Raw genomic sequence first — 24,240 nt, 5'->3', positions numbered from 1 at the left:
GAAGGAATTCATCCTTCAAAACTGAACAAAAAACAGTGCCGTTAATTCGTTTGTGAGAACGATGTTCTCTGTTGCTACTCTGTGGGGACGAGCCTGTCACATTTCACAATTTCCTTAGAAAGGAGGTGATCCAGCCGCACCTTCCGATACGGCTACCTTGTTACGACTTCACCCCAATCATCTGCCCCACCTTAGGCGGCTGGCTCCCGTAAGGGTTACCCCACCGACTTCGGGTGTTGCAAACTCTCGTGGTGTGACGGGCGGTGTGTACAAGGCCCGGGAACGTATTCACCGCGGCATGCTGATCCGCGATTACTAGCGATTCCGGCTTCATGCAGGCGAGTTGCAGCCTGCAATCCGAACTGAGAATGGTTTTATGGGATTGGCTAAACCTTGCGGTCTTGCAGCCCTTTGTACCATCCATTGTAGCACGTGTGTAGCCCAGGTCATAAGGGGCATGATGATTTGACGTCATCCCCACCTTCCTCCGGTTTGTCACCGGCAGTCACCTTAGAGTGCCCAACTGAATGCTGGCAACTAAGATCAAGGGTTGCGCTCGTTGCGGGACTTAACCCAACATCTCACGACACGAGCTGACGACAACCATGCACCACCTGTCACCGCTGTCCCCGAAGGGAAAGATCTGTCTCCAGACCGGTCAGCGGGATGTCAAGACCTGGTAAGGTTCTTCGCGTTGCTTCGAATTAAACCACATGCTCCACCGCTTGTGCGGGCCCCCGTCAATTCCTTTGAGTTTCAGTCTTGCGACCGTACTCCCCAGGCGGAGTGCTTAATGCGTTAGCTGCAGCACTGAAGGGCGGAAACCCTCCAACACTTAGCACTCATCGTTTACGGCGTGGACTACCAGGGTATCTAATCCTGTTCGCTCCCCACGCTTTCGCGCCTCAGCGTCAGTTACAGACCAGAGAGCCGCCTTCGCCACTGGTGTTCCTCCACATCTCTACGCATTTCACCGCTACACGTGGAATTCCGCTCTCCTCTTCTGCACTCAAGCCTCCCAGTTTCCAATGACCCTCCACGGTTGAGCCGTGGGCTTTCACATCAGACTTAAGAAGCCGCCTGCGCGCGCTTTACGCCCAATAATTCCGGACAACGCTTGCCACCTACGTATTACCGCGGCTGCTGGCACGTAGTTAGCCGTGGCTTTCTGGTTAGGTACCGTCAAGGTACGGACAGTTACTCCCGTACTTGTTCTTCCCTAACAACAGAGCTTTACGATCCGAAAACCTTCTTCACTCACGCGGCGTTGCTCCGTCAGACTTTCGTCCATTGCGGAAGATTCCCTACTGCTGCCTCCCGTAGGAGTCTGGGCCGTGTCTCAGTCCCAGTGTGGCCGATCACCCTCTCAGGTCGGCTACGCATCGTCGCCTTGGTGGGCCATTACCCCACCAACTAGCTAATGCGCCGCGGGTCCATCTGTAAGTGACAGCCGAAGCCGCCTTTCCATCCTTCTCCATGCGGAGAAGAAAGAATATCCGGTATTAGCCCCGGTTTCCCGGAGTTATCCCAGTCTTACAGGCAGGTTACCCACGTGTTACTCACCCGTCCGCCGCTAACTTGAACAGAGCAAGCTCCGTCAAGTCCGCTCGACTTGCATGTATTAGGCACGCCGCCAGCGTTCGTCCTGAGCCAGGATCAAACTCTCCAAAAAGATGTTTGACTTGCTCATAATTTAAAATAAGAATTAACTTACTGGCATGTATTTTGTTCAGTTTTCAAAGATCAATTTCTAACTCGCTTTAACAGCGACTTGACTATCATATCATGTTTTCAACCTGAAAGTCAACAGTTATTTTCGTTTTTTTATTCGCCGCTTAGTTGCTTTGTTTGCAGCGACAATTAGTAATTTAACATGAATGAAATATCCCTGTCAACAAGTTATTTAATTTATATTTTGTTTTTCATAATACTGCTTAGAAACACTAAGATCATTTAGATAGAAAAAGGTCAGTCTCTTTATTAATATTAAGACCGACCTTAACTTCCTTGTCCATAATACGGGCTGCTCTTGACTGGGTTTCTTGGTTGGATGATTAAACTCTTTTTATTTATTCTTCCTGTATTACTCCCTATTCGTGCTATTCCAAATACCTCTTTTCTCGTAATTTCCAAATCTAGCTCCTTATGCGTCAAAAGAGGAGGCTGATGATTGGTTTTTTTCAGCTGATATTTTATACGCCAAGTATTTCATACACTCTTCTTCAGCCGCTACTCTCTTAAACAATTTAAATAGACGCATATATTTTTTTCTCATAGAGCTTTTAACAGATTCATCTATTCGGGAATCACCAAGATCGAATAAAATTTCATCCATTTCGCGTTTGATTAAATAATAGATTTCTCTTTTTTCTTCTTCGTTAATTAACAATCCCAACATCTTATCACCCATTTTTCTTTTTTATTTCAGTGTCATACTACTATGCTATTCGGTAAATCTATTTGTTTGTCATAATATTTGTGTACATGCTCATAAAGTTGAATAAGATAACTTTAGCGGAGGGAGAGCATGACTTTCTTTTATACATTGCATATGAAAAAAACAAAACAGCTCTTGTTGCTCATTTCTGTCTCATTTTTCACAGCTATTTTATTGTTTACCCAAAATTTTTTAAGTATTCCCGTTTTTTTAGAAAAAGAGCCTCCGAAAGCAATTTATAAAGGAGAAAATGGAGTTGCCTTAACCTTTGATATTGGATGGGGAGATGAAAAAGCTGCACAAATTCTACAAACATTGATACGGCATAAAGCAAAAGCAACTTTCTTCTTGTCCGCTTCTTGGGCAGAACGCCATCCGGATCTTGTAAAAAAAATGAAGGATCATCATTTTGAAATTGGCCTGCTTGGATATAACTATGTAGATTATACGTCTATGGAAAAAGAGGAAATTAGGAAAGACTTACTTAAAGCACAAGAAGTATTTAAAAAGCTGCAAATTGAAGACGTTAAATTGCTTCGGGCGCCGACTGGCCATTTTAACCAAGAAGTACTCAAAATAGCCAACGATATGAATTTAACCTATGTTCATTGGAGCATTGATACAAATGATTGGAGAAATCCAGGGACTTCCGTTATTTTATCCAAGGTAAAAGAAGCTAAAAATGGGGATATCATCTTTATGCATGCATCTGACTCAGCCAAGCAAACAAATGCAGTCCTTCCTAAAATTATCGAAACTTCCCAGTCCGCTGGCAAGCTGGTTACGGTGTCTGAGTTAATCTCAAATGGTGAAGTGGAAACAAAGCTTATTCCCTAACGCAAGGGAACCCAGATAAACACTAAAAAAGCGGAGCCTTTAGGCTCCGCTTTTTTGAGATATACGTTGATTATATTTAGGCAAAGCCAGCAATTGAAATGCATTGCATGGCAATAAAGTAAATAACATAATATAAAGCCACTTCGTTTCATTCGCCTGAAGTACCGGCAGCCATTCTAACACCGTCACTACTACCATGAAAAATAAGGCAGAAATAAATACACTTTTATTGGATTGTTTTGCTTTATAAAAAGCAATAATAAGACCAACTGCTAAAAGTAAAATCGCTAAACCCATATAAGAAAGAAGCGATTCCCCTTTATCGGCAAACGCCTGAAATCGAAAATAAATAAGGTCGAATAAAACGAATGCAATGATCACAAATTGTACCGTGTTCCAAAAAGAACGAAACATGCTCGCTCCAAATTGATGAACCGTTAAATACGCAAAAAATCCCATCTGACTAATGACGCTAAACGTGAAACCAACGAATACATGCCACGTTAAGATCGAAAAAATATCCTTCCATCCGCCCGTACTAATTAACGGAGCTAATTCATCCCAACGAATAAAAAAGCCGAGGATGCTGGCAGCTAGCCCGCCAATCAATAATGTATGTACAAAAAACCTCACCCAATTCCGGATTGTCACCTTGTTACCCCCAACTATATAGTTATGCCTCCCCTGATTGTAACAATGAACATAAAAAAAATCTAGGCACTCGTTCAGCTCTGAATAATTTCTTTACGGTTGCTTATATTAACAATAAGAAAAGCCCAGAAAGGAGCTTCTTTATGTGGAAACCTGTCTTGCCGCTCCTCTTTCTTATTTTTTTCTTGGCGGCTTGCGGAGGGGGCGCGGTCGATACCGGAAATGCTCAAATGGATTATGATGCGACTAAAAAAATGGTCGTTGATATATTAAAAACCGATGATGGTAAAAAAGCTCTTCAGGACATAATGCAGGATGAAAAAGTAAAGCAACAGCTTGTTTTAGATCAGGAAATGGTTACAAAAACCATTGAAGATACGTTGGTCTCCGAAAAAGGAGAGAAGTTTTGGAAAGAAGCTTTTAAAGATCCGGCATTCGCCAGTTCGATTGCTAAGGGAATGAGGAAAGAACAAGAAGATTTACTAAAAGCACTTATGAAGGATCCCCAATATCAAGATATGATGCTGAGTATTATGCAAGACCCAGAATACCAAAAGAGTGTCACCAAGCTGTTAAAAAGCAAAGAATACCGAGAACATTTGCAAACAGTAATGGATGAGACATTTACCAGTCCTCTATATAAAGCCAAAATACAGGATATATTGCTAAAGGCAGCTACAGAAGAAGCGGCAGGCGGCGGGAAAGAGAAAAAATAAAGCGGCGGTTCATAGTAAAAGAAACAGCCAGTGAAAACTCACTGGCTGTCCTTTTTATTTACTGTTTAATTTACCGATCACTTTTTCCGCGATCTCTTGATAGATCTTTCCAAGTTTGTGGTCTTCTGCATAGATAGATGGCGCAAACTCTTCTTCATTCCAATCCGGCTGTTCAAGCGGGAGTCTTCCTAATACTTCTGTTCGCAGCTCTTCCGCTAGTTTATCTCCGCCGCCGCGTCCGAAGACGTATTCTTTTTCCCCGGTTTTCTTGCTTTCAAAATACGCCATATTTTCAATGACACCAATGACTTCATGATCTGTTCGCAAAGCCATCGCTCCCGCACGAGCCGCAACAAATGCAGCTGTCGGATGCGGAGTAGAGACGATGATCTCTTTCGAATGAGGAATCATAGAATGAACATCAAGCGCCACATCGCCTGTTCCTGGCGGTAAATCAAGCAATAAGTAATCCAGCTCGCCCCACTCTACTTCTTCAAAGAAGTTATTAAGCATTTTCCCAAGCATCGGACCACGCCAAATAACAGGAGCGTTATCTTCTACAAAAAAGCCCATAGAAATCACTTTTACCCCAAAACGCTCTACAGGGACAATTTTGTCTCCACGCACGACAGGACGCTGCTCAATGCCCATCATGTCAGGTACACTAAACCCGTAGATATCAGCATCTACAAGTCCGACTCTTTTCCCTAAGCGGGCAAGAGCAACAGCAAGGTTAACAGAAACCGTTGACTTACCGACTCCGCCTTTGCCACTTGCAATCGCAATAAACGTTGTTTGGCTTTCCGGTGAAAGTAAACTATGGCCGCCTTGGTTACTTTCTGAACCGCGGTATTGAGCGAGTACCTCTTCAGGAAGCTCCGTAAAGCGGATACCGACCGTGTTGGCACCGGCTGCTTTTAACGCCTCCACAATTTGCATTTGAAATTGCAGCTGCTCCGCTGTACCTGTCTTAGCAATAGCTACTTTCACGCTAACATGCTGCTTTTCTTCTTTTATGCTGATGTCGACGATGCCGTTTGTTTCTGCTAATGTTTTATGTAAAAAGGGGTCATTCATTTGACCTAAGATATCTCTTACTTGCTCTATCGTTAACACACTTTCCACCATCCTTTATCTCCTTATTTTCTCTTACAGTATATCATAACCAACCATCAAAAAAAGGATAGAGCTTATACGCCCTTATCCCCCTCTATCATCCAGATGATTCATGATTCCTTTGTAAATAGACGCTGCCACTTTATCCTGATACTCTTCTGTTAATAAATCTTGTTTCTCTGCCGGATTAGACAAGAAACCAACCTCCACCAATGCTCCTGGCTTCTTTGCATATTTCAATAAATATACGTGGTTAATCGCCTTTGCTTCTCTATTCGTATTCTCAAGATTTAAGACAAGTTCATATTGAAGGGCTTTAGCTAATTCTTTATTCTCCTCTATATGAGGGGCATAAAATGTTTGGGCACCCCTCCAACGCGGAGAGGGAATAGCATTTAAATGAATGCTGACAAACAGGTCCGCTTCCGACTCGTTGATCAATTGCAGCCTCTTTTTTAAATCTTCCGTTTTGCGCGAGCGATAGGTCTGCATATCGGCAGGAGCAAGATCTACATCTTTTTCTCTCGTCATTAATACAATCGCCCCCTGCCCCTGCAAATAATCTCGTACTTTCTTCGTAATAGACAGGGCAATATCTTTCTCAAGTGCTTCTTGATCTCCTGCTCCGCCATCAGGTCCTCCATGCCCGGCGTCTAAGTAAATAATTTTCCCTGAAAGCGGCATGCTCCACGGCTTCCAAGACATATAATTTTCATTTAAAAATTGAATGACGAAAACAAGGATGGCACTGCCCATTAAAAAAGCAATCCACCTTTTCCATCCTTTCATCCAACTCCCCCTTTTCCCCTCCTGTTGTCATCATATGGGACAAGACAAGGAATTATGAATGCAGGCACAAAAAAGAGGATGTTATTAAAACACCCTCTTCACGGTTAGTTGCCTCTGCCTTCCCGGCCATGGTTGGAGTTACGGTTAGCCCCTTTCATCGGATCTTCTCCTGCCGCAAACTCTACAGAATAATCCGCTTCTTCGATATTCTTTTTCGGCGTTTTGGCATACTTTTCTACTGCATTTTTCTCCGCTTTACGTTTAGCCATCTCATCACCTCTTCCTTTTCACTATGATGGTTAATAGTAGCGTCCCCTGTTCTCCGACTTCATATTCAACGGCTAGCCTCAATACAAAAAAGCCCTGGCCAAAGAAGTCAGCGCTCGCTTAGGAACCTTGAGTGATTTGGTTTATGTACTGGTGTGGGGTGCCATAGTAAAAGATTTTATTGTATGGCGGATAAGCGGACTCATAATGGATAAAGATAGGAGCATCAAGCAAAGCCGGATAGTGATGGTAAAACTGCAAATCGCCGTATACGATCCCTTTGATCGCTGTACCCATTTCCTTCTGAAAGATATTAAACCGGAGACCCGACGCCTCCTTTCCGAATTCTCCACCGTCGACATACGCCTTTCCGGCTAACCGAAGCCGCCCTTCACGATCTTTTTTCCATTCAGCCAGCACCTCATCCCGCATTTTCCAGTTAATGGCCTTGTAGTTATATACATACCCAGTAGCCAAAAACAATTCCCCTGTTACATCCGAATGAGTGAGCGTATATTTTCTTCCTTCTACCGGCTGCATAGACGTAGCGGGAGATAAAAGCTGCACGGATAATTTCTGTGGATCAAACATAGATATCGAGCCTCCCTTTGTCAATAAATGACCTCTTGACCTTTATACACCTAGCATATCTTCCGCTCCTTCATAATAGAACGGCCTTTTCCTCCGTTTGCTCAAGGCCAGCGGGTGTTTAAGAGCTTTCTCAAGGAACCTTACATAGTAAACATATGTATTGCCCGGCTTTTTACTAAAATATTTTTTTGACAGGTGTGAAAAAATTTAAAACAGGGAAGAAAAGAAAAGGTGCAAGATTAGGATTAAAGTGGATGAGAAAGTAGGGTATCAATATGAGAAAGAAATTTAGATTTTCACTGGCTTATCAAATTTTAGCCGGTTTAATTTTAGGGATTATCGTCGGAGCGGTATTTTACGGACACCCAGGTGTGGAGAAGTATTTGCAGCCGCTCGGAACGATATTCCTGAATATGATTAAAATGATTGTTGTGCCGATTATCGTATCTACACTCGTTTTAGGGGTGGCAGGCACGGGAGACCTGAAACAGTTAGGTAAAATTGGCGGAAAGACCATTCTCTATTTTGAGGCGGTAACGACCGTTGCCATTCTGGTCGGTCTGCTGGCTGCGAACCTGTTCCACCCTGGCTCTGGCGTTGATATGTCGAGCTTAGAAAAAGGGGATATCGACCAATATGTAAAAACCACGAAAGAAGTAGAAAGTGAGGATCACGGCGCCCTACAGACCCTCGTAAATATCGTTCCCACAAACATTGTCGACTCAATGGCAAACACCAATATGCTGCAAATTATTTTCTTCACTGTCCTCTTCGGATTGGGAATTGCAGCGATCGGCGATAAAGGGAAACCCGTGCTGGCCTTCTTTGAGGGGGTAGCCGATGCGATGTTCTGGGTGACAAATCTGATTATGAGATTTGCACCGTTTGGCGTATTCGGACTAATCGCCGTGACAGTCTCCAAATTCGGCCTGGCTTCGCTAGTGCCGCTCGGAAAGCTAATGATTCTCGTCTATGCCACCATGATCTTCTTCATTCTGGTCGTGCTTGGCGGGATTGCCAAACTAATAGGTATTAATATCTTCCACCTTCTTCGAGTTTTAAAGGATGAGCTGCTGCTCGCCTACTCAACGTCAAGCTCGGAGACCGTATTGCCAAAGATTATCGAAAAAATGGAAAAGTTCGGGAGCCCCAAAGACATTGTCTCGTTTGTTATTCCAACGGGCTACTCATTTAATTTGGATGGTTCTACACTTTACCAAGCGATTGCTGCACTATTCATCGCCCAGATGTATGATATTCATTTGAGTATTGTACACCAGATTACCCTCGTTCTGGTTCTCATGGTCACTTCGAAGGGGATCGCTGGTGTGCCAGGTGTCTCATTTGTCGTTCTGTTAGCCACGCTTGGTTCGGTCGGCATCCCGCTCGAAGGACTTGCCTTCATCGCCGGAATCGATCGGCTGCTCGATATGGCTCGTACTGTCGTCAATGTGGTTGGGAACTCTCTGGCAACCATCGTGATCTCCAAGTGGGAACACCGCTTCAATGATCTGAAGCGAGCGGCCTACTATGAAACCTACAAATAAGTAGATCGTCCGGCTTTCTATAAGGAAAGCCGGACTTTTTTTATTTAAAAGCTCTTCTCCTCCTGCGGACAAATAAAAAAACCCCCAACCAAAATGGTTGAGAGTTTTTGAAACGCCAAAATTAACGTTTTGAGAACTGAGGTGCACGACGAGCTGCTTTAAGACCGTATTTTTTACGTTCTTTCATGCGGGCATCACGAGTTAAGTAGCCAGCACGCTTTAATACAGCACGGTATTCAGGATCTACATTAAGAAGCGCACGTGCGATACCATGACGGATTGCTCCAGCTTGACCAGTGTAGCCGCCTCCGTGTACGTTTACAAGTACATCATAGCTGCCAGTTGTTTCAGTTGCTACAAGCGGCTGCTTGATTACTGTGCGTAATGCTTCGAATGGGATATAGTTTTCTACGTCACGACCATTGATGACGATTTTGCCGTCTCCAGGTACTAAGCGCACGCGAGCAACAGAGCTCTTGCGGCGACCTGTTCCGATATATTGAACTTGTGCCAAGATAATAACCTCCTCTTAATAATTAGCCGCGAAGTTCGTAAACTTCCGGTTGTTGTGCTTGGTGCTTATGTTCAGGACCAGCGTATACATGTAATTTTTTAGCCATTTGACGACCTAAAGAGCCTTTTGGAAGCATGCCTTTGATAGCAAGCTCAAGCATTCTTTCAGGGTAGTTTGTACGCATTTCGTTAGCAGTACGAGTTTTTAAACCGCCTGGATACATGCTGTGACGGTAGTAGATTTTGTCCGCTAATTTGTTACCTGTTAATTCGATTTTTTCTGCATTGATGATGATTACGTGATCACCAGTGTCAACGTGTGGTGTGAATGTTGGTTTATGTTTACCGCGTAAAATTGACGCAACTTCGCTGGAAAGACGGCCAAGTGTTTGACCTGCAGCGTCGATCACGTACCATTTACGTTCGATTTCGCTTGCTTTCGCCATATAAGTCGTACGCATTGGTATTTGTCCTCCTAAAAATTTATTAATTGTTTCATTGTTCATTGTATTTTATTTATATCACGAATAAGTTTCCGGGGCTTATCGTGGGGTTAAATAACGTACCATAGGATATAATATAACTTCCAGAAGTCAATGTCAAGAAAAAATGTGACACCCGGGCTAGTTGCCATGACCACAGCGGCCTAAAAAGCGCTAATAAAACACTTTCCACAAAAACAGCCCTTCTGCTGGTGCTGTTTTTCCCGCTAGCGACCGGTCTCGCCCCGCTAAAATAGAGGAAATATCGTCAGGACTGATTTTTCCCTTTCCTGCCTCCATTAACGTCCCCGCAATGATCCGGACCATATTATATAAAAATCCGCTCCCTGCCACTCGCAGTTCAATCTCTTCTCCCTTTTCGACCACCTCTAATTTCGTAATGGTCCTCACTTTATCCTCGACTTCTGTCTTTGCTGAACAGAAGCTCGTAAAATCATAAGTACCGATTAACTGGCGGCCTGCTTCTTCCATAAGGGACGTATTCAATTTCACTGGAGAATGGCATGCATAAAAACGGTTAAACGGGTCACGGACTTGATCCTGATAAATCTTATAGCGGTATTCCTTGCCTACAGCCGAAAAACGGGCGTGAAAGGAGTCAGGAACCGTTTCAGCTTGTTTCACAGCTATATCCCCTGGAAGACGGCTATTAAGAGCTGACGGCCAGCGAGCGTCGGGAATAGCCAGTGATGTATCAAAATGGATCACTTGTCCTCTGGCGTGCACACCCGCATCTGTCCGGCCAGACGCCGTTACTTTTATCTCCGAGCCTTTATGGATAAGAGCTAGTGCTTTCTCCAGCTCTTCTTGCACGGTTCGGCTATTCGGCTGAACTTGATAACCAGAAAATTTTGCCCCATCATAAGCGATCGTACACTTTACTCGCGGCATATCATCCACTCCATTAACTTCTTGCCCACCATAAAAGGGCAGCCAACACAAGCAGCAGCACAAGGGCAGCACTGTCTTTTCCCTGCCAATGCAGCAGGCGGTATTTTGTCCGTCCCTCTCCTCCACGGTAGCCACGCGCTTCCATCGCTACGGCTAACTCTTCAGCCCGCTTAAACGAGCTGACAAATAAGGGGATTAGCAAAGGAACAACCGCTTTTACCCGCTCCTTGATTGGACCGCTTGAAAAGTCGGCTCCTCTTGCGATTTGGGCTTTCATAATCTTATCCGTTTCATCCATTAAGGTTGGAATAAAACGCAAGGAAATCGACATCATAAGCGCCAATTCATGTACCGGCAGCTTCAGCTTTTTAAATGGGTTCAGTAAGCTTTCCAGCCCGTCCGTAATCGAAATAGGGGAAGTAGTTAACGTCAGCAAGGACGTAACCAAAATTAAGAGTAAAAACCGCAGGGAAATAAATGCCCCCTGTCTAACTCCGCCTTCATAGATCTTTAAGAAACCAATATTAAACAGTACATCTCCCTCTTTTGTTAAAAAGATATGGAGCAAAAAAGTGAAAGCGATAATCCAAATGACCGGCTTCAGCCCAGAAAGCAAAAAGCGGATATTTATTCTTGATAGATAAATGCACAGAAGAGTAAAAAACGCTAATATCCCATAGGACAGAATATTGTTTGCTAGAAAAACAACAATCACAAAGCCGAAGATAAATAATAGCTTTGCCCGCGGATCCAGCTCATGAACAGGTGATTGAAGCGGCAAATAACGGCCAAAAATCATTTTTTCCATCATCTGTCTTCACCCCGCTTTTTTGCGCGTGCTAGCTCCTCAGCCAACTCCTCGATCGTTAAGCAGGTCCTGTCGAGCTTCATGCCAGCTAACGCTTCAAAGCGATGTTGGAACCGGACTACTTCCGGAACACTGAGTCCGAAGGCAGCGAGTTCATCCGGCTGTGAAAACAGATCTCTCGGTTTTCCTTGCTTCTGTACTCTCCCTTTATGCATGACAATCATCTCATCGGCATATAAAGCCGCATCCTCCATGCTGTGGGTAACTAATATAGTAGAAAGTCCACGCTCTTGATGAAGAGTATAGAACATATCCATAATTTCTTTTCGCCCCCGGGGATCCAAGCCAGCTGTCGGCTCATCAAGCACAAGAACTTCCGGCTCCATCGCCAGGACACCGGCAATCGCTACCCGTCTCATTTGGCCGCCTGATAAATCAAAAGGAGACTTTTGCAGCACCTCTTCGGGCAGGCCTACTTGGCTAATTAATGAACGGGCTCGCTTTTTTGCTTCTTCCTCTGGTATTCCGAAATTAATCGGCCCATAGCAAATATCTTTCTCAACCGTTTCTTCAAATAGCTGATGTTCAGGAAACTGAAAGACGGTTCCTACTTTTTTGCGAACGGACTTCAAGTTTTTTTCTTTCTTCCCTGCTGAAATAACCCGATCTCCAATGACAACTTGTCCCTTTGTCGGTCGCAGTAAAGCATTCAAGTGCTGGATAATCGTTGACTTTCCAGAGCCCGTATGACCGACTACCGCTAAGAATACTCCTTCTGGAATGGCAAAGCTAACGTCCTCAATAGCGAGGCGTTCAAAAGGTGTTCCTGCTGCATAGCGGTATTCTACTTCTTGAAGTTGGATGTCCATAGCTCTCTCACCAGCTCTTCTTCTGATAAATAATTACTCGCAATCTCGAAATCTTGCAAACGGAGGATCTCACTTAGCTTGACTGGAAAAGGCACGTCAAGACCTAATTTAATTAATTCCTCATTCATTTGAAAAATTTCTTCAGGTGTCCCCTCCCGGTAAACGGACCCTTTATTCAACACAATAATACGATCAGCACGAGAGGCTTCTTCCAGGTCGTGGGTGATCGAGATGACCGTTAAATCTTGCTCTTCCTTTAACTGTCGAACAGTTCGAAGCACTTCTTCTCTTCCACGCGGATCGAGCATCGATGTGGCTTCGTCCAATAAAATAATGTCTGGCTGAAGGGCAATCACGCCGGCAATCGCTACACGCTGCTTTTGTCCACCGGAAAGATGGTGCGGCTCTTGATTCAGAAAATCAAGCATGCCTACGCGTTGAAGGGATGTTTTTACTCGTTCTACCATCACTTCATGAGGTATTCCATTGTTTTCTAACCCAAAAGCCACATCATCTTGTACTGTTGTGCCAACAAACTGGTTATCGGGGTTTTGAAAAACCATGCCAAGACGTCTACGTATATCCCAAACAAATTCATCTTTTAAAGGAAAATTACAGATCGTTACTTGGCCTTCTTCTGGATAATGGAGGCCATTTAACATTTTCGCAAGCGTCGACTTCCCTGAGCCGTTATGCCCCACAATAGCCAACCATTCTCCTTTCGCTACATTCAAGCTAACGTCTTTTAGAGCATATGCCGTTTGCCCTGGGTAACGAAAATGGACGTGATTGATGGAAATTATGTTCTCTTTCATGACTTCCCTCTTTTCTCAGCTGAGTAGACGGTCAAAAGATTCTGAATACAAAAAAAGCCCGCACCCCATTCCAAAGAAAAATTCCTGCCCGCAAAAGGGCCTCTTAAACGGATTAAGAGTGGAAGGGGTACATGAGCTAGACGAGTCATCTAAAAAATGCTCATCGTAACGCTCTAGCTTCAAATGCTCAGTCTTCAGCGAAAATTATGAGAAAAGGGCAAAACACAACCGCGCTGGAAGGTTCTGCCCTTGTAGTGGTTTTACTGAAAATTAAACAAGCTCAATAATAACCATTGGTGCACCGTCACCACGACGAGGACCGATTTTCATGATGCGCGTGTAACCGCCTTGGCGCTCGCTGTAACGAGGAGCCACATCAGAGAAAAGTTTTTGCAATGCATAAACTGGTTTTTCTTTTGTCTTGCCGTCTTTACCTTCAACTTCAACAGTTGATGCTACTTCGTTGCGAAGGAATGCAGCTGCTTGGCGGCGTGCGTGTAAATCACCGCGTTTACCAAGTGTAATCATTTTTTCGACAACTGAGCGAAGCTCTTTTGCACGTGCTTCAGTTGTTTCAATACGCTCACTGATGATTAAATCAGTTGTCAAGTCACGAAGCATCGCTTTACGCTGAGCGCTTGTACGTCCTAGCTTTCTGTAAGCCATGAAGATACCCTCCTTTGTTGAATTTTACTTTTATTCGATTTTTAATCTTCTTTTCTTAAGCCTAATCCGAGCTCATCCAGCTTTGCTTTCACTTCTTCAAGTGATTTACGGCCAAGATTTCGGACCTTCATCATATCTTCTTCACTCTTATTAGCAAGCTCTTGCACCGTATTGATGCCAGCACGCTTTAAGCAGTTGTAAGAACGGACGGAAAGATCAAGTTCTTCAATTGTCATTTCTAGAACTTTTTCTTTTTGGTCTTCTTCTTTTTCTACCATAATTTCAGCATTTTGAGCTTCATCTGTTAAGCCGACGAAGATATTTAAGTGTTCACTTAAAATTTTGGCACCTAAAGAAATAGCTTCTTTCGGGCCGATACTGCCATCAGTCCACACATCCAATGAGAGTTTATCATAATTTGTCAACTGCCCCACGCGTGTGCTTTCCACTTGATAGTTTACACGGGCAACCGGAGTGTAGATGGAGTCAACTGGAATGACACCAATTGGATGATCTTCCTTTTTATTTTGATCAGCTGGATTATAGCCTCTTCCACGCTGTGCAGTAAGACGCATGCGGAAATGAGCATTCTCTCCTAAAGTAGCAATATGCAAATCAGGATTTAAAATCTCCACATCACTGTCATGCGTAATATCAGCAGCTGTCACCACGCCGCTTCCTTGTACATCTATTTCTAGCGTTTTCTCTTCATCTGAGTAGATTTTGAGCGCCAGTTTCTTAATGTTTAAGATAATAGATGTTACATCTTCCACGACACCTTCAATCGTTGAGAACTCATGCAGTACTCCATCAATTTGAATAGAAGTAACCGCAGCACCTGGAAGTGAAGATAATAGTATACGACGTAAGGAGTTACCCAAAGTTGTACCATACCCACGCTCAAGTGGTTCTACGACGAATTTCCCATGAGTGGCATCATCGCTGATCTCGACCGTTTCAATTTTTGGCTTTTCAATTTCGATCATTCAATTATACCTCCTTCATTACGTCGAAACTCCGGCTTGGATGGTCCAACCGAAATTTCCCCATGTTTACGTTCCCGACTGTGCACCACAACTGGTTTAGTAGTCCTGTAACGAGCGCAACATTCAATTATATCCCATTATTGCCAAAGATATAATTATTATACAGGAAAATTAAACACGGCGACGTTTTGGAGGGCGGCATCCGTTGTGAGGAACAGGAGTAACGTCTTTGATAGCAGTTACTTCAAGACCTGCAGCTTGTAAAGCACGGATAGCAGCTTCACGGCCAGAACCAGGACCTTTAACTGTTACTTCAAGAGATTTCATGCCATGTTCCATAGATGCTTTGGCAGCTGTTTCAGCAGCCATTTGAGCCGCGAATGGAGTAGATTTACGGGAGCCTCTAAATCCAAGGGCACCTGCACTAGACCAAGCGAGAGCATTACCATGAACGTCTGTAATTGTTACGATTGTATTGTTAAATGTTGAGCGAATGTGTGCAATACCTAATTCAATATTCTTTTTCACACGACGCTTACGAGATTGTTGTTTACGAGCCATGTTTAACATTGACCTCCTTTACCAATTATTTTTTCTTGTTAGCTACAGTTTTACGAGGACCTTTACGAGTACGAGCATTGTTCTTCGTATTTTGTCCACGAACTGGTAAACCACGACGGTGACGGATACCACGGTAAGAACCGATCTCCATTAAACGTTTAATGTTAAGAGATACTTCACGACGAAGATCACCCTCAACTTTTAATTTGTCAATGATCTCACGAATTTTATTTAATTCGTCTTCTGTTAAATCACGTACACGAGTGTCTTCAGAAACACCAGCTTCCGCCAGGATTTTTTGGGCAGTTGATCTGCCAATACCGTAGATGTAAGTTAATGAGATAACTACACGCTTGTCGCGTGGAATATCAACACCTGCTACACGTGCCATATGAATGTGCACCTCCTATTCAAATTAACCTTGTTTTTGTTTATGTTTAGGGTTTTCACAAATAACCATTACTTTGCCGCGTCTGCGAATGACTTTACATTTCTCACAGATTGGCTTAACTGATGGTCTCACTTTCATTTTTCCAACCTCCTTATAGTCCGGAGTGCATAAGTTATTTATAGCGGTAAGTAATACGGCCGCGAGTTAAATCGTAAGGAGAAAGTTCAACTGTTACCTTATCTCCAGGCAGAATACGAATAAAGTGCATACGGATCTTTCCAGATACATGGGCAAGAACTGTATGACCATTTTCCAACTCTACCTTAAACATAGCGTTAGGCAAAGTTTCAACTACAGTACCTTCAATTTCAATTACATCGTCTTTCGCCATTCTTTACTCTCCCTTCTCTTTTCATACAGAACCCGCTGCAAATCAGGCGGCCCTGGTTATTAGACTCTACTTGAACCAACTTCTGGAGCAGCACATATGTGTTAGGCTTTAGTTAAAATCTCAAAACCTGTTTCGGTAATTGCAACTGTATGTTCAAAGTGAGCACACATTTTCCCGTCTTGGGTCACAACTGTCCAGTTATCACCAAGTGTTTTTACATAGCGGCTTCCAGCATTCACCATCGGCTCGATTGCAAGCACCATTCCAGGTTTGAGCTTTGGACCTTTGCCAGGCGGACCGTAATGAGGAATTTGTGGATCCTCATGCAAGTCTTGACCAATCCCGTGTCCTACATACTCGCGCACTATTGAAAAGCCGTAAGATTCTACATATGTTTGAATCGCATGGGAGATGTTTGAAAGACGTTCACCCGGCTTCGCTTCCTCTAAACCAACAAAAAGCGAGTCCTCAGTCACTTTCAACAGCTTCTGGACTTCAGAAGAAACGGTGCCAACAGGGTAAGTCCACGCAGAATCGCCATGATATCCCCTATAATTAGCGCCAATATCCAGACTAATGATATCGCCCTCTTTTAAAACTCGGTCTCCGGGAATGCCGTGAACCAGCTCTTCGTTAACAGATGTACAAATGCTGCCACGAAAACCATTATACCCTTTAAAAGAAGGAATTGCATTATGCTGTCTAATAAATTTCTCCGCAATTTCATCTAACTGTTTCGTGCTTACACCAGGAGAGATAAACCTCTGCAGCTCCTTGTGTGTTAAGGCCACAATCCGTCCTGCTTCTTTCATAATCTCTATCTCTCGAGGGGTTTTGCAAATGATCATTCATTTAAGCCTTTCAGAAGTTGATCAATGTCTTCGAAGACCTTGCCGATTTCCTGCTGGCCATTAATATCTTTCAAATAACCTTTTTGCCGATAGAAATCTAGTAATGGTTCGGTTTGCTTTAAATTGACATCCAGACGATTTTGAACAGTTTCTTCATTATCATCTGCACGTTGATAAAGTTCCCCGCCGCAACGGTCACATTTGCCTTCAGCAGCCGGCGGATTAAATACGAGATGGTAAGTAGCTCCGCAGCTTTTACAAATACGACGACCTGTTAAACGTGCCATAAGAATATCTTTATCAACCTCAACATTGATAACATAATCGATTTTCTTTCCAAGAGCTTCTAAAATGCCTTCAAGCGCTTCTGCCTGGGCAACTGTTCTTGGAAATCCATCGAGAAGAAAGCCGTCTTGACAATCTAATTTGCTCAATCTTTCGCGAACAATTCCGATCGTCACTTCATCAGGGACAAGAGCGCCTGCATCCATAAAGGATTTAGCTTTCAACCCAAGTTCCGTTCCTTCTTTCATAGCTGCACGGAACATGTCGCCCGTAGAAATATGCGGAATGCCATATTTTTCAACAATTCGTTCGGCCTGCGTGCCTTTTCCGGCACCTGGCAGCCCCATTAATACTAGATTCATTTGTATACCCCCCTCAGTCTGATTCGAGACATGCAACAACTTGCCTTTTATTTTATAAAGCCTTTGTAATGGCGTTTGACAAGCTGGGCTTCCAATTGCTTCATTGTTTCCAATGCAACCCCAACGACGATTAGCAAGCTCGTACCGCCAATTTGGGCAGCTGGTGGAAGACCTGCAAATTTAATAAAGAATACAGGAAGAATGGAGATGACAGACAGGAATATTGCTCCAACAAATGTTAAGCGATATAAAACGCTTGTTAGATAATCCTGCGTGTTTTTTCCAGGGCGAATGCCTGGAATGTATCCACCTTGTTTCTTCAAATTATCGGCTAATTGCTCCGGATTGACTTGAATAAACGCATAGAAATACGTAAATGCCACAATCAATGCTATATAAATAGTCATACCGATCGGCTTATGATAGTCAAAGATGTTTTGAATTGTCGTTGTTACATCATTCGAACCAAAGAAGGACGATAGGGTTTGCGGTGTAACCAAAAAGGCTACTGCAAAAATAACAGGAATAACTCCAGCAGCATTTACTTTTAAAGGTAAATGTGTTGATTGAGCACCTCGTGCACCGATTCCGCCCTCTCCTGTTACACGCTTGGCATATTGAATTGGAATTTTACGCAATGCCTGCTGAAAGAAGATAACACCGACAACAATCGCCAGCACAGCCAAAACAATCAGTAATAGCACGACAATTCGCAGGAAGAGCTGCTCGCCCGCTCCTTCAATTTGCTGTGCGTAAATTTGGTTTGCTACATTTGGTAGTGCTGCAACAATCCCAGCAAAGATGATAACCGATATTCCATTACCGACACCTTTAGAAGTGATTAATTCACCAAGCCACATAAGAAAAGCTGTACCCGCGGTTAACACGAGTGCAATAAGGAGATAAGCGGCTACGCTATTACTCTCAACTAGCATACCGCCATACAAGCGGTTGAAGCCATAAGACATCCCTAGTGCCTGGATGAAACCAAGTACTATTGTAAAATATCTTGTAAATTGTGCGAGCTTGCGTCGGCCAACCTCTCCTTGCTTTGACCACTCTGTGAACTTAGGAATCACATCCATTTGCAAAAGCTGAACGATGATAGAAGCAGTGATATAAGGCATAATTCCCATAGCAAGAATGGAGAAGTTTTTAAGTGCTCCCCCTCCAAAGGTATTAAGGAAACCAATTAATCCTGCCTGCTCCTGCATCTTCAGCACATCTGCATTCACAAACGGAACAGGAATAAATGTGCCGATACGGAAAACGATTAACATAAGGAGGGTGAATATAATTTTTCTTCTTATATCACCCACGCGCATAAAATTGGAGATTGTGCGAAACATTAAATCACCTCAGTCTTACCGCCGGCAGCTTCAATGGCTTCTTGAGCAGCAGAAGAGAATTTATGAGCTTTTACAGTCAATTTCTTCTCAACTTTGCCTTTAGCAAGAATTTTGATTCCTGCTTTTTCGCTGCTGACAACACCAGTTTCAATAAGAAGCTCTGGTGTGACTTCTGTGCCTTCATCAAAGCGATTTAATGCATCAAGGTTAACGATCGCATATTCTTTTCTGTTGATGTTAGTGAAACCACGTTTCGGCAAGCGACGGAATAAAGGAGTTTGTCCCCCTTCAAATCCTAGACGTACACCACCGCCGGAACGAGCTTTTTGTCCTTTGTGTCCTTTACCGGCAGTTTTACCATTGCCAGAACCAGTACCACGTCCAACGCGATTGCGAGATTTACGAGAACCTTCAGCAGGTTTTAATTCATGAAGTTTCATATTCGTGCACCTCCTTATTCTCTAGATTAAAATTATTGTTCGTTGACAGTTACTAAGTGAGATACTTTTTTAATCATACCTCTGATTGCTGCGTTATCTTGGTGTTCCACTGTTTGATGCATTTTGCGAAGACCAAGAGCGTTAACTGTTTCACGTTGATCTTTCGGACGACCGATCAAGCTGCGAGTGAGGGTAATTGTTAATTTTTCAGCCATTGTAAATCCCTCCTTATCCTAACAGTTCTTCTACTGATTTTCCGCGTAATTTAGCAACGTCCTCTGCACGCTTCAATTGTTTAATTCCTTCAAGAGTAGCGCGTACCATGTTGATTGGTGTGTTTGAACCATGTGATTTAGAAAGAATGTTTTCTACTCCGCCAAGTTCAAGCACCGCACGAACTGGTCCACCAGCGATAACCCCAGTACCTTCAGAAGCAGGCTTCAAGAGGATTTCGCCACCGCCAAAACGGCCAATTACTTCATGTGGAATAGTTGTTCCAACGATCGGAATAGCAATTAGGTTTTTCTTTGCATCTTCAATTGCTTTGCGGATAGCATCAGGTACTTCTTGAGCTTTACCCGTTCCAAAGCCTACGTGTCCGTTCTTGTCACCAACAACCACTAGCGCAGTAAAACGGAAACGACGTCCGCCCTTTACTACTTTTGCTACACGATTGACCGTAACTACACGTTCTTCAAGTTCAAGTTTATTTGGATCAATGCGACGCATTAATTTGTCCCTCCTTCTTTATTAGAATTCTAGTCCGTTTTCGCGAGCTGCTTCTGCTAAAGCTTTTACACGACCATGGTATAAGTAACCTCCGCGGTCAAATACTACGGATGTGATGCCTTTTTCGCTCGCTCTTTTAGCAACTAATTCGCCAACTTTGGCAGCTGCTTCAGTGTTGCCTGTTTTTTCTAAACCGAAGTCTTTTTCAATTGTAGAAGCACTGGCAATTGTTACACCGTTCACATCATCAATTACTTGTGCGTACAAGTGCTGATTAGAACGGAAGATATTTAAGCGTGGACGAGACGCAGTACCGCTGATTTTTGAACGAACACGGACATGTCTCTTTTTACGCGTTTTATTCTTATCTTGCTTCGTAATCATTGTGGTCACTCCTTTCGTTTACTTAAGCGACATTACTTACCTGTCTTACCTTCTTTACGACGTACGTGTTCGCCTTCATAACGGATCCCTTTGCCTTTATAAGGCTCTGGTGGACGTGTTGCACGAACATTCGCAGCGAAAGCACCAACGCGTTCTTTGCTGATACCTCTAACGATTACTTTTGTGTTAGAAGGAACTTCAACTTCTACGCCTTGTTCTGGCTCCATTTCAACCGGATGAGAGTAACCCACGTTCAGAACAAGTTTGTTTCCTTGTTTTTGAGCACGGTATCCAACCCCGATTAACTCAAGAGATTTTTCGAAACCTTTAGATACACCTTCTACCATGTTAGATAAAAGCGCACGAGTCGTACCATGGATAGTGCGGTGTTCTTTAGATTCAGAAGGACGAACGACTGTAACGACATTGCCTTCGATCTCAATTTTCATATCTTTGTTAAATGTTCTAACAAGCTCACCTTTTGGTCCTTTTACAGTAACTGTGTTGTTATCGTTTGTTACTGTTACGCCTTCTGGAAGCTCAATAGGTTTTTTTCCTACACGAGACATTATGTTGCACCTCCATTCATTACAAGAATATTACCAAACGTATGCTAATACTTCGCCGCCCACTTGCTTAGCACGGGCTTCTTTATCTGTTAATACGCCATTAGATGTTGACACAAGAGCAATACCTAAGCCGTTAAGTACTTTTGGCATTTCATCAGCTTTTGCGTATACGCGCAAACCAGGTTTACTGATACGTTTTAAGCCAGTGATAACGCGTTCGTTGTTCGCACCGTATTTTAAGAAAATACGAATTACGCCTTGCTTGTTGTCTTCGATGAATTCTACATCGCGTACGAAACCTTCACGCTTTAAGATTTCAGCGATTTCTTTCTTGATATTAGAAGCAGGAACTTCTAACTTCTCGTGACGCACCATATTCGCATTACGAATGCGAGTCAACAAATCTGCAATAGGATCTGTCATAACCATTCTATTTACCTCCTTCCCAATTCGGGGTATTACCAGCTAGCTTTTTTAACACCAGGAATTTGTCCTTTATATGCAAGTTCACGGAAACAAATACGGCAAAGCTTAAATTTGCGGTATACAGAGTGTGGACGCCCACAACGTTCGCAGCGTGTATACTCTTGCACCTTAAATTTAGGTGTGCGCTTTTGCTTCGCAATCATTGATTTTTTAGCCACATTTTCGCCTCCCTTTTTATAGAGATTACTTTTGGAACGGCATTCCAAGTTGAGTTAACAATTCGCGAGCTTCTTCATCAGTGTTCGCAGTTGTTACAATTACGATATCCATACCGCGGATTTTGCTTACTTTATCGTAATCAATTTCAGGGAAGATCAATTGCTCTTTCACACCAAGTGTGTAGTTGCCACGTCCGTCAAATGCTTTTTTAGAAACACCACGGAAGTCACGCACACGTGGAAGTGATACAGCGATTAATTTATCGAGGAATTCGTACATACGCTCACCGCGTAGTGTAACTTTCGCTCCGATAGGCATACCTTCACGAAGACGGAAGCCTGCGATCGAATTTTTCGCACGAGTAATCATTGGCTTTTGACCAGTGATTAATGCTAATTCTTCAACAGCTGTGTCAAGTGCTTTCGCATTTTGAACAGCATCGCCTACCCCCATATTAACTACGATCTTTTCAACTTTCGGTACTTGCATTACTGATTTGTAATTAAATTTATTCATTAAAGCAGGTGTAATTTCTTCATTAAACTTTGCTTTAAGGCGGTTCATATAGTGTACCTCCCTTCATTAACAGGCTTATTATTTATCTAAAGTTTCACCAGATTTTTTTGCTACACGTACTTTTTTACCGTCAACCACTGTGTATCCTACGCGAGTAGGTTCGTTTGTTTTCGGGTCTAAAAGCATGACGTTAGAAACGTGAATAGGTGCCTCCTGGCTAATAATTCCGCCTTGCGGATTTACTTGTGAAGGTTTCGCATGTTTTTTCACGATATTAATCCCTTCTACAAGCACACGGTCTTTTTTAGGAAATGCTGCAAGCACGATGCCTGTTTTTCCTTTGTCTTTGCCCGTGATGACCATTACTTTATCGCCTTTTTTAACATTCATTTTATCGCACCTCCTTGAATGGCCAAGTTGATAAAATTGCTTTTATATTAGATTACTTCCGGAGCAAGAGAAACAATTTTCATAAAGTTGCTGTCACGTAATTCACGTGCAACTGGGCCAAAGATACGAGTTCCACGAGGGCTCTTGTCATCTTTAATGATTACGCACGCATTTTCATCGAAACGGATATAAGATCCGTCGTTACGGCGCATTCCACGTTTTGTACGTACGATAACAGCTTTTACTACGTCACCCTTCTTGACAACGCCGCCTGGTGTTGCTTGTTTCACCGTGCAGACGATGATGTCTCCGACATTTGCAGTTTTACGGCCAGAGCCACCAAGAACTTTGATCGTTAACACTTCACGTGCTCCTGAATTGTCAGCTACTTTTAAACGAGATTCTTGTTGGATCATTTATGTTACCTCCCTTCGGATTCACTTTCTATCCGAACAATAATGAATTAGATAATAACTGCTTTTTCTACAACTTCAACTAAACGGAAGCGTTTTGTAGCAGATAACGGGCGAGTTTCCATGATGCGGACAACATCACCAGTTTTTGCTTCATTCAGCTCATCATGAGCTTTGAATTTTTTAGAGTACTTAACGCGTTTGCCGTAAAGAGAGTGCTTTTTGTAAGTTTCTACAAGAACAGTGACAGTTTTGTCCATTTTGTCAGAGACAACACGTCCAGTATAAACTTTACGTTGATTACGTTCACTCATTGTGCAAACCTCCTCTCAATTATCGATTGTTAACATCGATCTCTCTTTGACGAATAACAGTTTTCATACGAGCGATCGCTTTGCGTACTTCACGGATGCGAGCAGTGTTTTCAAGTTGACCAGTCGCTAATTGGAAACGAAGATTAAAAAGCTCTTCTTTTAAAGACTTAAGTTTTTGTTCAATTTCGGTAGTGGTTAATTCAACAATCTCATTAGCCTTCATTTGATTCACCACCAATTTCTTCTCGTTTTACAAATTTACATTTAACCGGTAATTTGTGTGCTGCAAGACGAAGTGCTTCACGAGCTACTTCTTCAGGAACCCCAGCAATTTCAAACATGATTTTCCCTGGTTTCACTACAGCTACCCATCCTTCTGGAGCACCTTTACCGGAACCCATCCGAACTTCAAGAGGTTTTGCAGTGTAAGGCTTATGTGGGAAAATTTTGATCCATACTTTACCGCCACGTTTCATATAACGAGTCATCGCAATACGGGCAGCTTCGATTTGACGGTTTGTGATCCATGAAGCTTCAAGAGCTTGTAGACCGTATTCACCAAATGCTACTTCTGTGCCGCCTTTTGCTTGACCGCGCATTTTTCCACGGTGTACACGACGGTATTTCACACGTTTAGGCAATAACATG

At 43.1% G+C, this 24,240-nt stretch carries 37 protein-coding genes and 1 rRNA gene; 3 read left to right on the top strand and 35 right to left on the bottom strand.

Annotated elements, in window-relative coordinates:
* Positions 1–118: 118 nt before the first annotated feature.
* Positions 119–1,672, bottom strand: a 16S ribosomal RNA gene (locus tag AC623_RS00385).
* A 471-nt stretch (positions 1,673–2,143) separates the two neighbouring features.
* A complete protein-coding gene (locus tag AC623_RS00380) occupies positions 2,144–2,398 on the bottom strand; it encodes a hypothetical protein (protein ID WP_049659413.1) in 255 nt (84 codons plus the stop codon).
* 129 nt (positions 2,399–2,527) lie between these two features.
* Here AC623_RS00380 and AC623_RS00375 point away from each other — a divergent pair, with 129 nt between their 5' ends.
* On the top strand, positions 2,528–3,274 hold the full coding sequence (locus AC623_RS00375) for a polysaccharide deacetylase family protein (protein WP_049659412.1): 747 nt from the start codon (positions 2,528–2,530) through the stop codon (positions 3,272–3,274).
* 39 nt (positions 3,275–3,313) lie between these two features.
* Here AC623_RS00375 and AC623_RS00370 read toward each other — a convergent pair whose 3' ends face one another.
* On the bottom strand, positions 3,314–3,925 hold the full coding sequence (locus AC623_RS00370; RefSeq protein ID WP_049659410.1) for a KinB-signaling pathway activation protein: 612 nt from the start codon (positions 3,923–3,925) through the stop codon (positions 3,314–3,316).
* Between the two features lie 143 nt (positions 3,926–4,068).
* Between AC623_RS00370 and gerD the strand changes: the two genes are divergently transcribed.
* On the top strand, positions 4,069–4,641 hold the full coding sequence (gene gerD, locus AC623_RS00365; protein WP_053104050.1) for a spore germination lipoprotein GerD: 573 nt from the start codon (positions 4,069–4,071) through the stop codon (positions 4,639–4,641).
* A 54-nt stretch (positions 4,642–4,695) separates the two neighbouring features.
* On the opposite strand, the gene AC623_RS00360 is transcribed toward gerD, so the two are convergent.
* From AC623_RS00360 to AC623_RS00350, 4 genes are all read right to left on the bottom strand, one after another.
* Positions 4,696–5,757, bottom strand: a complete 1,062-nt coding sequence (locus AC623_RS00360; RefSeq protein WP_049666110.1) for a P-loop NTPase — start codon at positions 5,755–5,757, stop codon at positions 4,696–4,698.
* 84 nt (positions 5,758–5,841) lie between these two features.
* The gene (gene cwlD, locus AC623_RS00355) at positions 5,842–6,546 is read right to left on the bottom strand and encodes an N-acetylmuramoyl-L-alanine amidase CwlD (protein WP_049659408.1); all 705 of its coding nucleotides are present in this window, start codon (positions 6,544–6,546) and stop codon (positions 5,842–5,844) included.
* Positions 6,547–6,650: 104 nt separating this feature from the next.
* A complete protein-coding gene (locus AC623_RS21660) occupies positions 6,651–6,815 on the bottom strand; it encodes a hypothetical protein (protein ID WP_176713644.1) in 165 nt (54 codons plus the stop codon).
* Positions 6,816–6,933: 118 nt separating this feature from the next.
* On the bottom strand, positions 6,934–7,404 hold the full coding sequence (locus tag AC623_RS00350; RefSeq protein ID WP_331456971.1) for a staygreen family protein: 471 nt from the start codon (positions 7,402–7,404) through the stop codon (positions 6,934–6,936).
* Between the two features lie 275 nt (positions 7,405–7,679).
* Here AC623_RS00350 and AC623_RS00345 point away from each other — a divergent pair, with 275 nt between their 5' ends.
* Positions 7,680–8,951, top strand: coding sequence for a cation:dicarboxylate symporter family transporter (locus AC623_RS00345; RefSeq protein ID WP_049659407.1), 1,272 nt, complete (start codon positions 7,680–7,682; stop codon positions 8,949–8,951).
* A gap of 121 nt (positions 8,952–9,072) precedes the next feature.
* On the opposite strand, the gene rpsI is transcribed toward AC623_RS00345, so the two are convergent.
* From rpsI to rplP, 28 genes are all read right to left on the bottom strand, one after another.
* Positions 9,073–9,465: a 30S ribosomal protein S9 gene (rpsI, locus tag AC623_RS00340; RefSeq protein WP_049659405.1), complete on the bottom strand. Its 393-nt coding sequence runs from the start codon at positions 9,463–9,465 to the stop codon at positions 9,073–9,075.
* Positions 9,466–9,487: 22 nt separating this feature from the next.
* The gene (gene rplM / locus AC623_RS00335) at positions 9,488–9,925 is read right to left on the bottom strand and encodes a 50S ribosomal protein L13 (protein WP_049659403.1); all 438 of its coding nucleotides are present in this window, start codon (positions 9,923–9,925) and stop codon (positions 9,488–9,490) included.
* Positions 9,926–10,120: 195 nt separating this feature from the next.
* A complete protein-coding gene (gene truA / locus AC623_RS00330; protein ID WP_049659402.1) occupies positions 10,121–10,858 on the bottom strand; it encodes a tRNA pseudouridine(38-40) synthase TruA in 738 nt (245 codons plus the stop codon).
* A gap of 13 nt (positions 10,859–10,871) precedes the next feature.
* Positions 10,872–11,669, bottom strand: a complete 798-nt coding sequence (locus AC623_RS00325; protein ID WP_049659400.1) for an energy-coupling factor transporter transmembrane component T family protein — start codon at positions 11,667–11,669, stop codon at positions 10,872–10,874.
* Positions 11,666–12,535: an energy-coupling factor ABC transporter ATP-binding protein gene (locus AC623_RS00320; protein WP_049659397.1), complete on the bottom strand. Its 870-nt coding sequence runs from the start codon at positions 12,533–12,535 to the stop codon at positions 11,666–11,668. Before AC623_RS00320 ends, AC623_RS00325 begins: the two co-directional genes overlap by 4 nt.
* A complete protein-coding gene (locus AC623_RS00315) occupies positions 12,511–13,350 on the bottom strand; it encodes an energy-coupling factor ABC transporter ATP-binding protein (protein WP_049659396.1) in 840 nt (279 codons plus the stop codon). Before AC623_RS00315 ends, AC623_RS00320 begins: the two co-directional genes overlap by 25 nt.
* A 270-nt stretch (positions 13,351–13,620) precedes the next feature.
* Positions 13,621–14,016 carry a 50S ribosomal protein L17 gene (gene rplQ, locus AC623_RS00310; RefSeq protein WP_049659394.1) on the bottom strand — a complete coding sequence of 132 codons (396 nt, stop codon included), beginning with the start codon at positions 14,014–14,016 and terminating at the stop codon, positions 13,621–13,623.
* A gap of 41 nt (positions 14,017–14,057) precedes the next feature.
* A complete protein-coding gene (locus tag AC623_RS00305; RefSeq protein ID WP_049659393.1) occupies positions 14,058–15,002 on the bottom strand; it encodes a DNA-directed RNA polymerase subunit alpha in 945 nt (314 codons plus the stop codon).
* Positions 15,003–15,173: 171 nt separating this feature from the next.
* Positions 15,174–15,563: a 30S ribosomal protein S11 gene (gene rpsK / locus AC623_RS00300; protein WP_041101845.1), complete on the bottom strand. Its 390-nt coding sequence runs from the start codon at positions 15,561–15,563 to the stop codon at positions 15,174–15,176.
* Between the two features lie 25 nt (positions 15,564–15,588).
* On the bottom strand, positions 15,589–15,954 hold the full coding sequence (gene rpsM, locus AC623_RS00295) for a 30S ribosomal protein S13 (protein WP_049659392.1): 366 nt from the start codon (positions 15,952–15,954) through the stop codon (positions 15,589–15,591).
* Between the two features lie 24 nt (positions 15,955–15,978).
* Positions 15,979–16,092 carry a 50S ribosomal protein L36 gene (gene rpmJ, locus AC623_RS00290; RefSeq protein WP_000868344.1) on the bottom strand — a complete coding sequence of 38 codons (114 nt, stop codon included), beginning with the start codon at positions 16,090–16,092 and terminating at the stop codon, positions 15,979–15,981.
* Positions 16,093–16,126: 34 nt separating this feature from the next.
* Positions 16,127–16,345, bottom strand: coding sequence for a translation initiation factor IF-1 (infA, locus tag AC623_RS00285; RefSeq protein WP_049659390.1), 219 nt, complete (start codon positions 16,343–16,345; stop codon positions 16,127–16,129).
* Positions 16,346–16,446: 101 nt separating this feature from the next.
* On the bottom strand, positions 16,447–17,193 hold the full coding sequence (gene map, locus AC623_RS00280) for a type I methionyl aminopeptidase (protein WP_049659388.1): 747 nt from the start codon (positions 17,191–17,193) through the stop codon (positions 16,447–16,449).
* Entirely contained in the window at positions 17,190–17,843 is a 654-nt protein-coding gene (locus tag AC623_RS00275; RefSeq protein WP_049659387.1) for an adenylate kinase, read from the bottom strand. The genes map and AC623_RS00275 overlap by 4 nt, the downstream gene beginning before the upstream one ends.
* Before the next feature lie 47 nt (positions 17,844–17,890).
* The gene (gene secY / locus AC623_RS00270) at positions 17,891–19,192 is read right to left on the bottom strand and encodes a preprotein translocase subunit SecY (protein WP_049659384.1); all 1,302 of its coding nucleotides are present in this window, start codon (positions 19,190–19,192) and stop codon (positions 17,891–17,893) included.
* On the bottom strand, positions 19,192–19,632 hold the full coding sequence (gene rplO, locus AC623_RS00265; protein WP_049659383.1) for a 50S ribosomal protein L15: 441 nt from the start codon (positions 19,630–19,632) through the stop codon (positions 19,192–19,194). Before rplO ends, secY begins: the two co-directional genes overlap by 1 nt.
* Before the next feature lie 32 nt (positions 19,633–19,664).
* The gene (rpmD, locus tag AC623_RS00260) at positions 19,665–19,847 is read right to left on the bottom strand and encodes a 50S ribosomal protein L30 (protein WP_049659381.1); all 183 of its coding nucleotides are present in this window, start codon (positions 19,845–19,847) and stop codon (positions 19,665–19,667) included.
* A gap of 13 nt (positions 19,848–19,860) precedes the next feature.
* On the bottom strand, positions 19,861–20,361 hold the full coding sequence (gene rpsE / locus AC623_RS00255; RefSeq protein WP_049659380.1) for a 30S ribosomal protein S5: 501 nt from the start codon (positions 20,359–20,361) through the stop codon (positions 19,861–19,863).
* 21 nt (positions 20,362–20,382) lie between these two features.
* Positions 20,383–20,745, bottom strand: coding sequence for a 50S ribosomal protein L18 (gene rplR / locus AC623_RS00250; RefSeq protein WP_049659378.1), 363 nt, complete (start codon positions 20,743–20,745; stop codon positions 20,383–20,385).
* A gap of 32 nt (positions 20,746–20,777) precedes the next feature.
* The gene (gene rplF, locus AC623_RS00245) at positions 20,778–21,314 is read right to left on the bottom strand and encodes a 50S ribosomal protein L6 (RefSeq protein ID WP_049659377.1); all 537 of its coding nucleotides are present in this window, start codon (positions 21,312–21,314) and stop codon (positions 20,778–20,780) included.
* 30 nt (positions 21,315–21,344) lie between these two features.
* Entirely contained in the window at positions 21,345–21,743 is a 399-nt protein-coding gene (gene rpsH, locus AC623_RS00240; protein WP_049659376.1) for a 30S ribosomal protein S8, read from the bottom strand.
* Positions 21,744–21,772: 29 nt separating this feature from the next.
* Positions 21,773–21,958: a 30S ribosomal protein S14 gene (gene rpsN / locus AC623_RS00235; protein ID WP_001085700.1), complete on the bottom strand. Its 186-nt coding sequence runs from the start codon at positions 21,956–21,958 to the stop codon at positions 21,773–21,775.
* A 25-nt stretch (positions 21,959–21,983) separates the two neighbouring features.
* On the bottom strand, positions 21,984–22,523 hold the full coding sequence (gene rplE / locus AC623_RS00230) for a 50S ribosomal protein L5 (protein ID WP_049659374.1): 540 nt from the start codon (positions 22,521–22,523) through the stop codon (positions 21,984–21,986).
* A gap of 30 nt (positions 22,524–22,553) precedes the next feature.
* Positions 22,554–22,865 carry a 50S ribosomal protein L24 gene (rplX, locus tag AC623_RS00225; protein WP_049659372.1) on the bottom strand — a complete coding sequence of 104 codons (312 nt, stop codon included), beginning with the start codon at positions 22,863–22,865 and terminating at the stop codon, positions 22,554–22,556.
* 47 nt (positions 22,866–22,912) lie between these two features.
* Positions 22,913–23,281, bottom strand: a complete 369-nt coding sequence (gene rplN / locus AC623_RS00220; protein WP_041101762.1) for a 50S ribosomal protein L14 — start codon at positions 23,279–23,281, stop codon at positions 22,913–22,915.
* Between the two features lie 47 nt (positions 23,282–23,328).
* On the bottom strand, positions 23,329–23,592 hold the full coding sequence (gene rpsQ / locus AC623_RS00215) for a 30S ribosomal protein S17 (protein ID WP_049659371.1): 264 nt from the start codon (positions 23,590–23,592) through the stop codon (positions 23,329–23,331).
* A gap of 19 nt (positions 23,593–23,611) precedes the next feature.
* Positions 23,612–23,815, bottom strand: coding sequence for a 50S ribosomal protein L29 (gene rpmC / locus AC623_RS00210; RefSeq protein ID WP_049659369.1), 204 nt, complete (start codon positions 23,813–23,815; stop codon positions 23,612–23,614).
* Positions 23,805–24,239 carry a 50S ribosomal protein L16 gene (gene rplP, locus AC623_RS00205; RefSeq protein ID WP_049659367.1) on the bottom strand — a complete coding sequence of 145 codons (435 nt, stop codon included), beginning with the start codon at positions 24,237–24,239 and terminating at the stop codon, positions 23,805–23,807. The genes rpmC and rplP overlap by 11 nt, the downstream gene beginning before the upstream one ends.
* Between the last annotated feature and the right edge of the window lies 1 nt (position 24,240).

The organism is Bacillus sp. FJAT-27231 (assembly GCF_001183975.1).
GTDB lineage: Bacteria > Bacillota > Bacilli > Bacillales > Domibacillaceae > Pseudobacillus > Pseudobacillus wudalianchiensis.
This window is presented reverse-complemented; position numbering and strand designations above follow the sequence as displayed.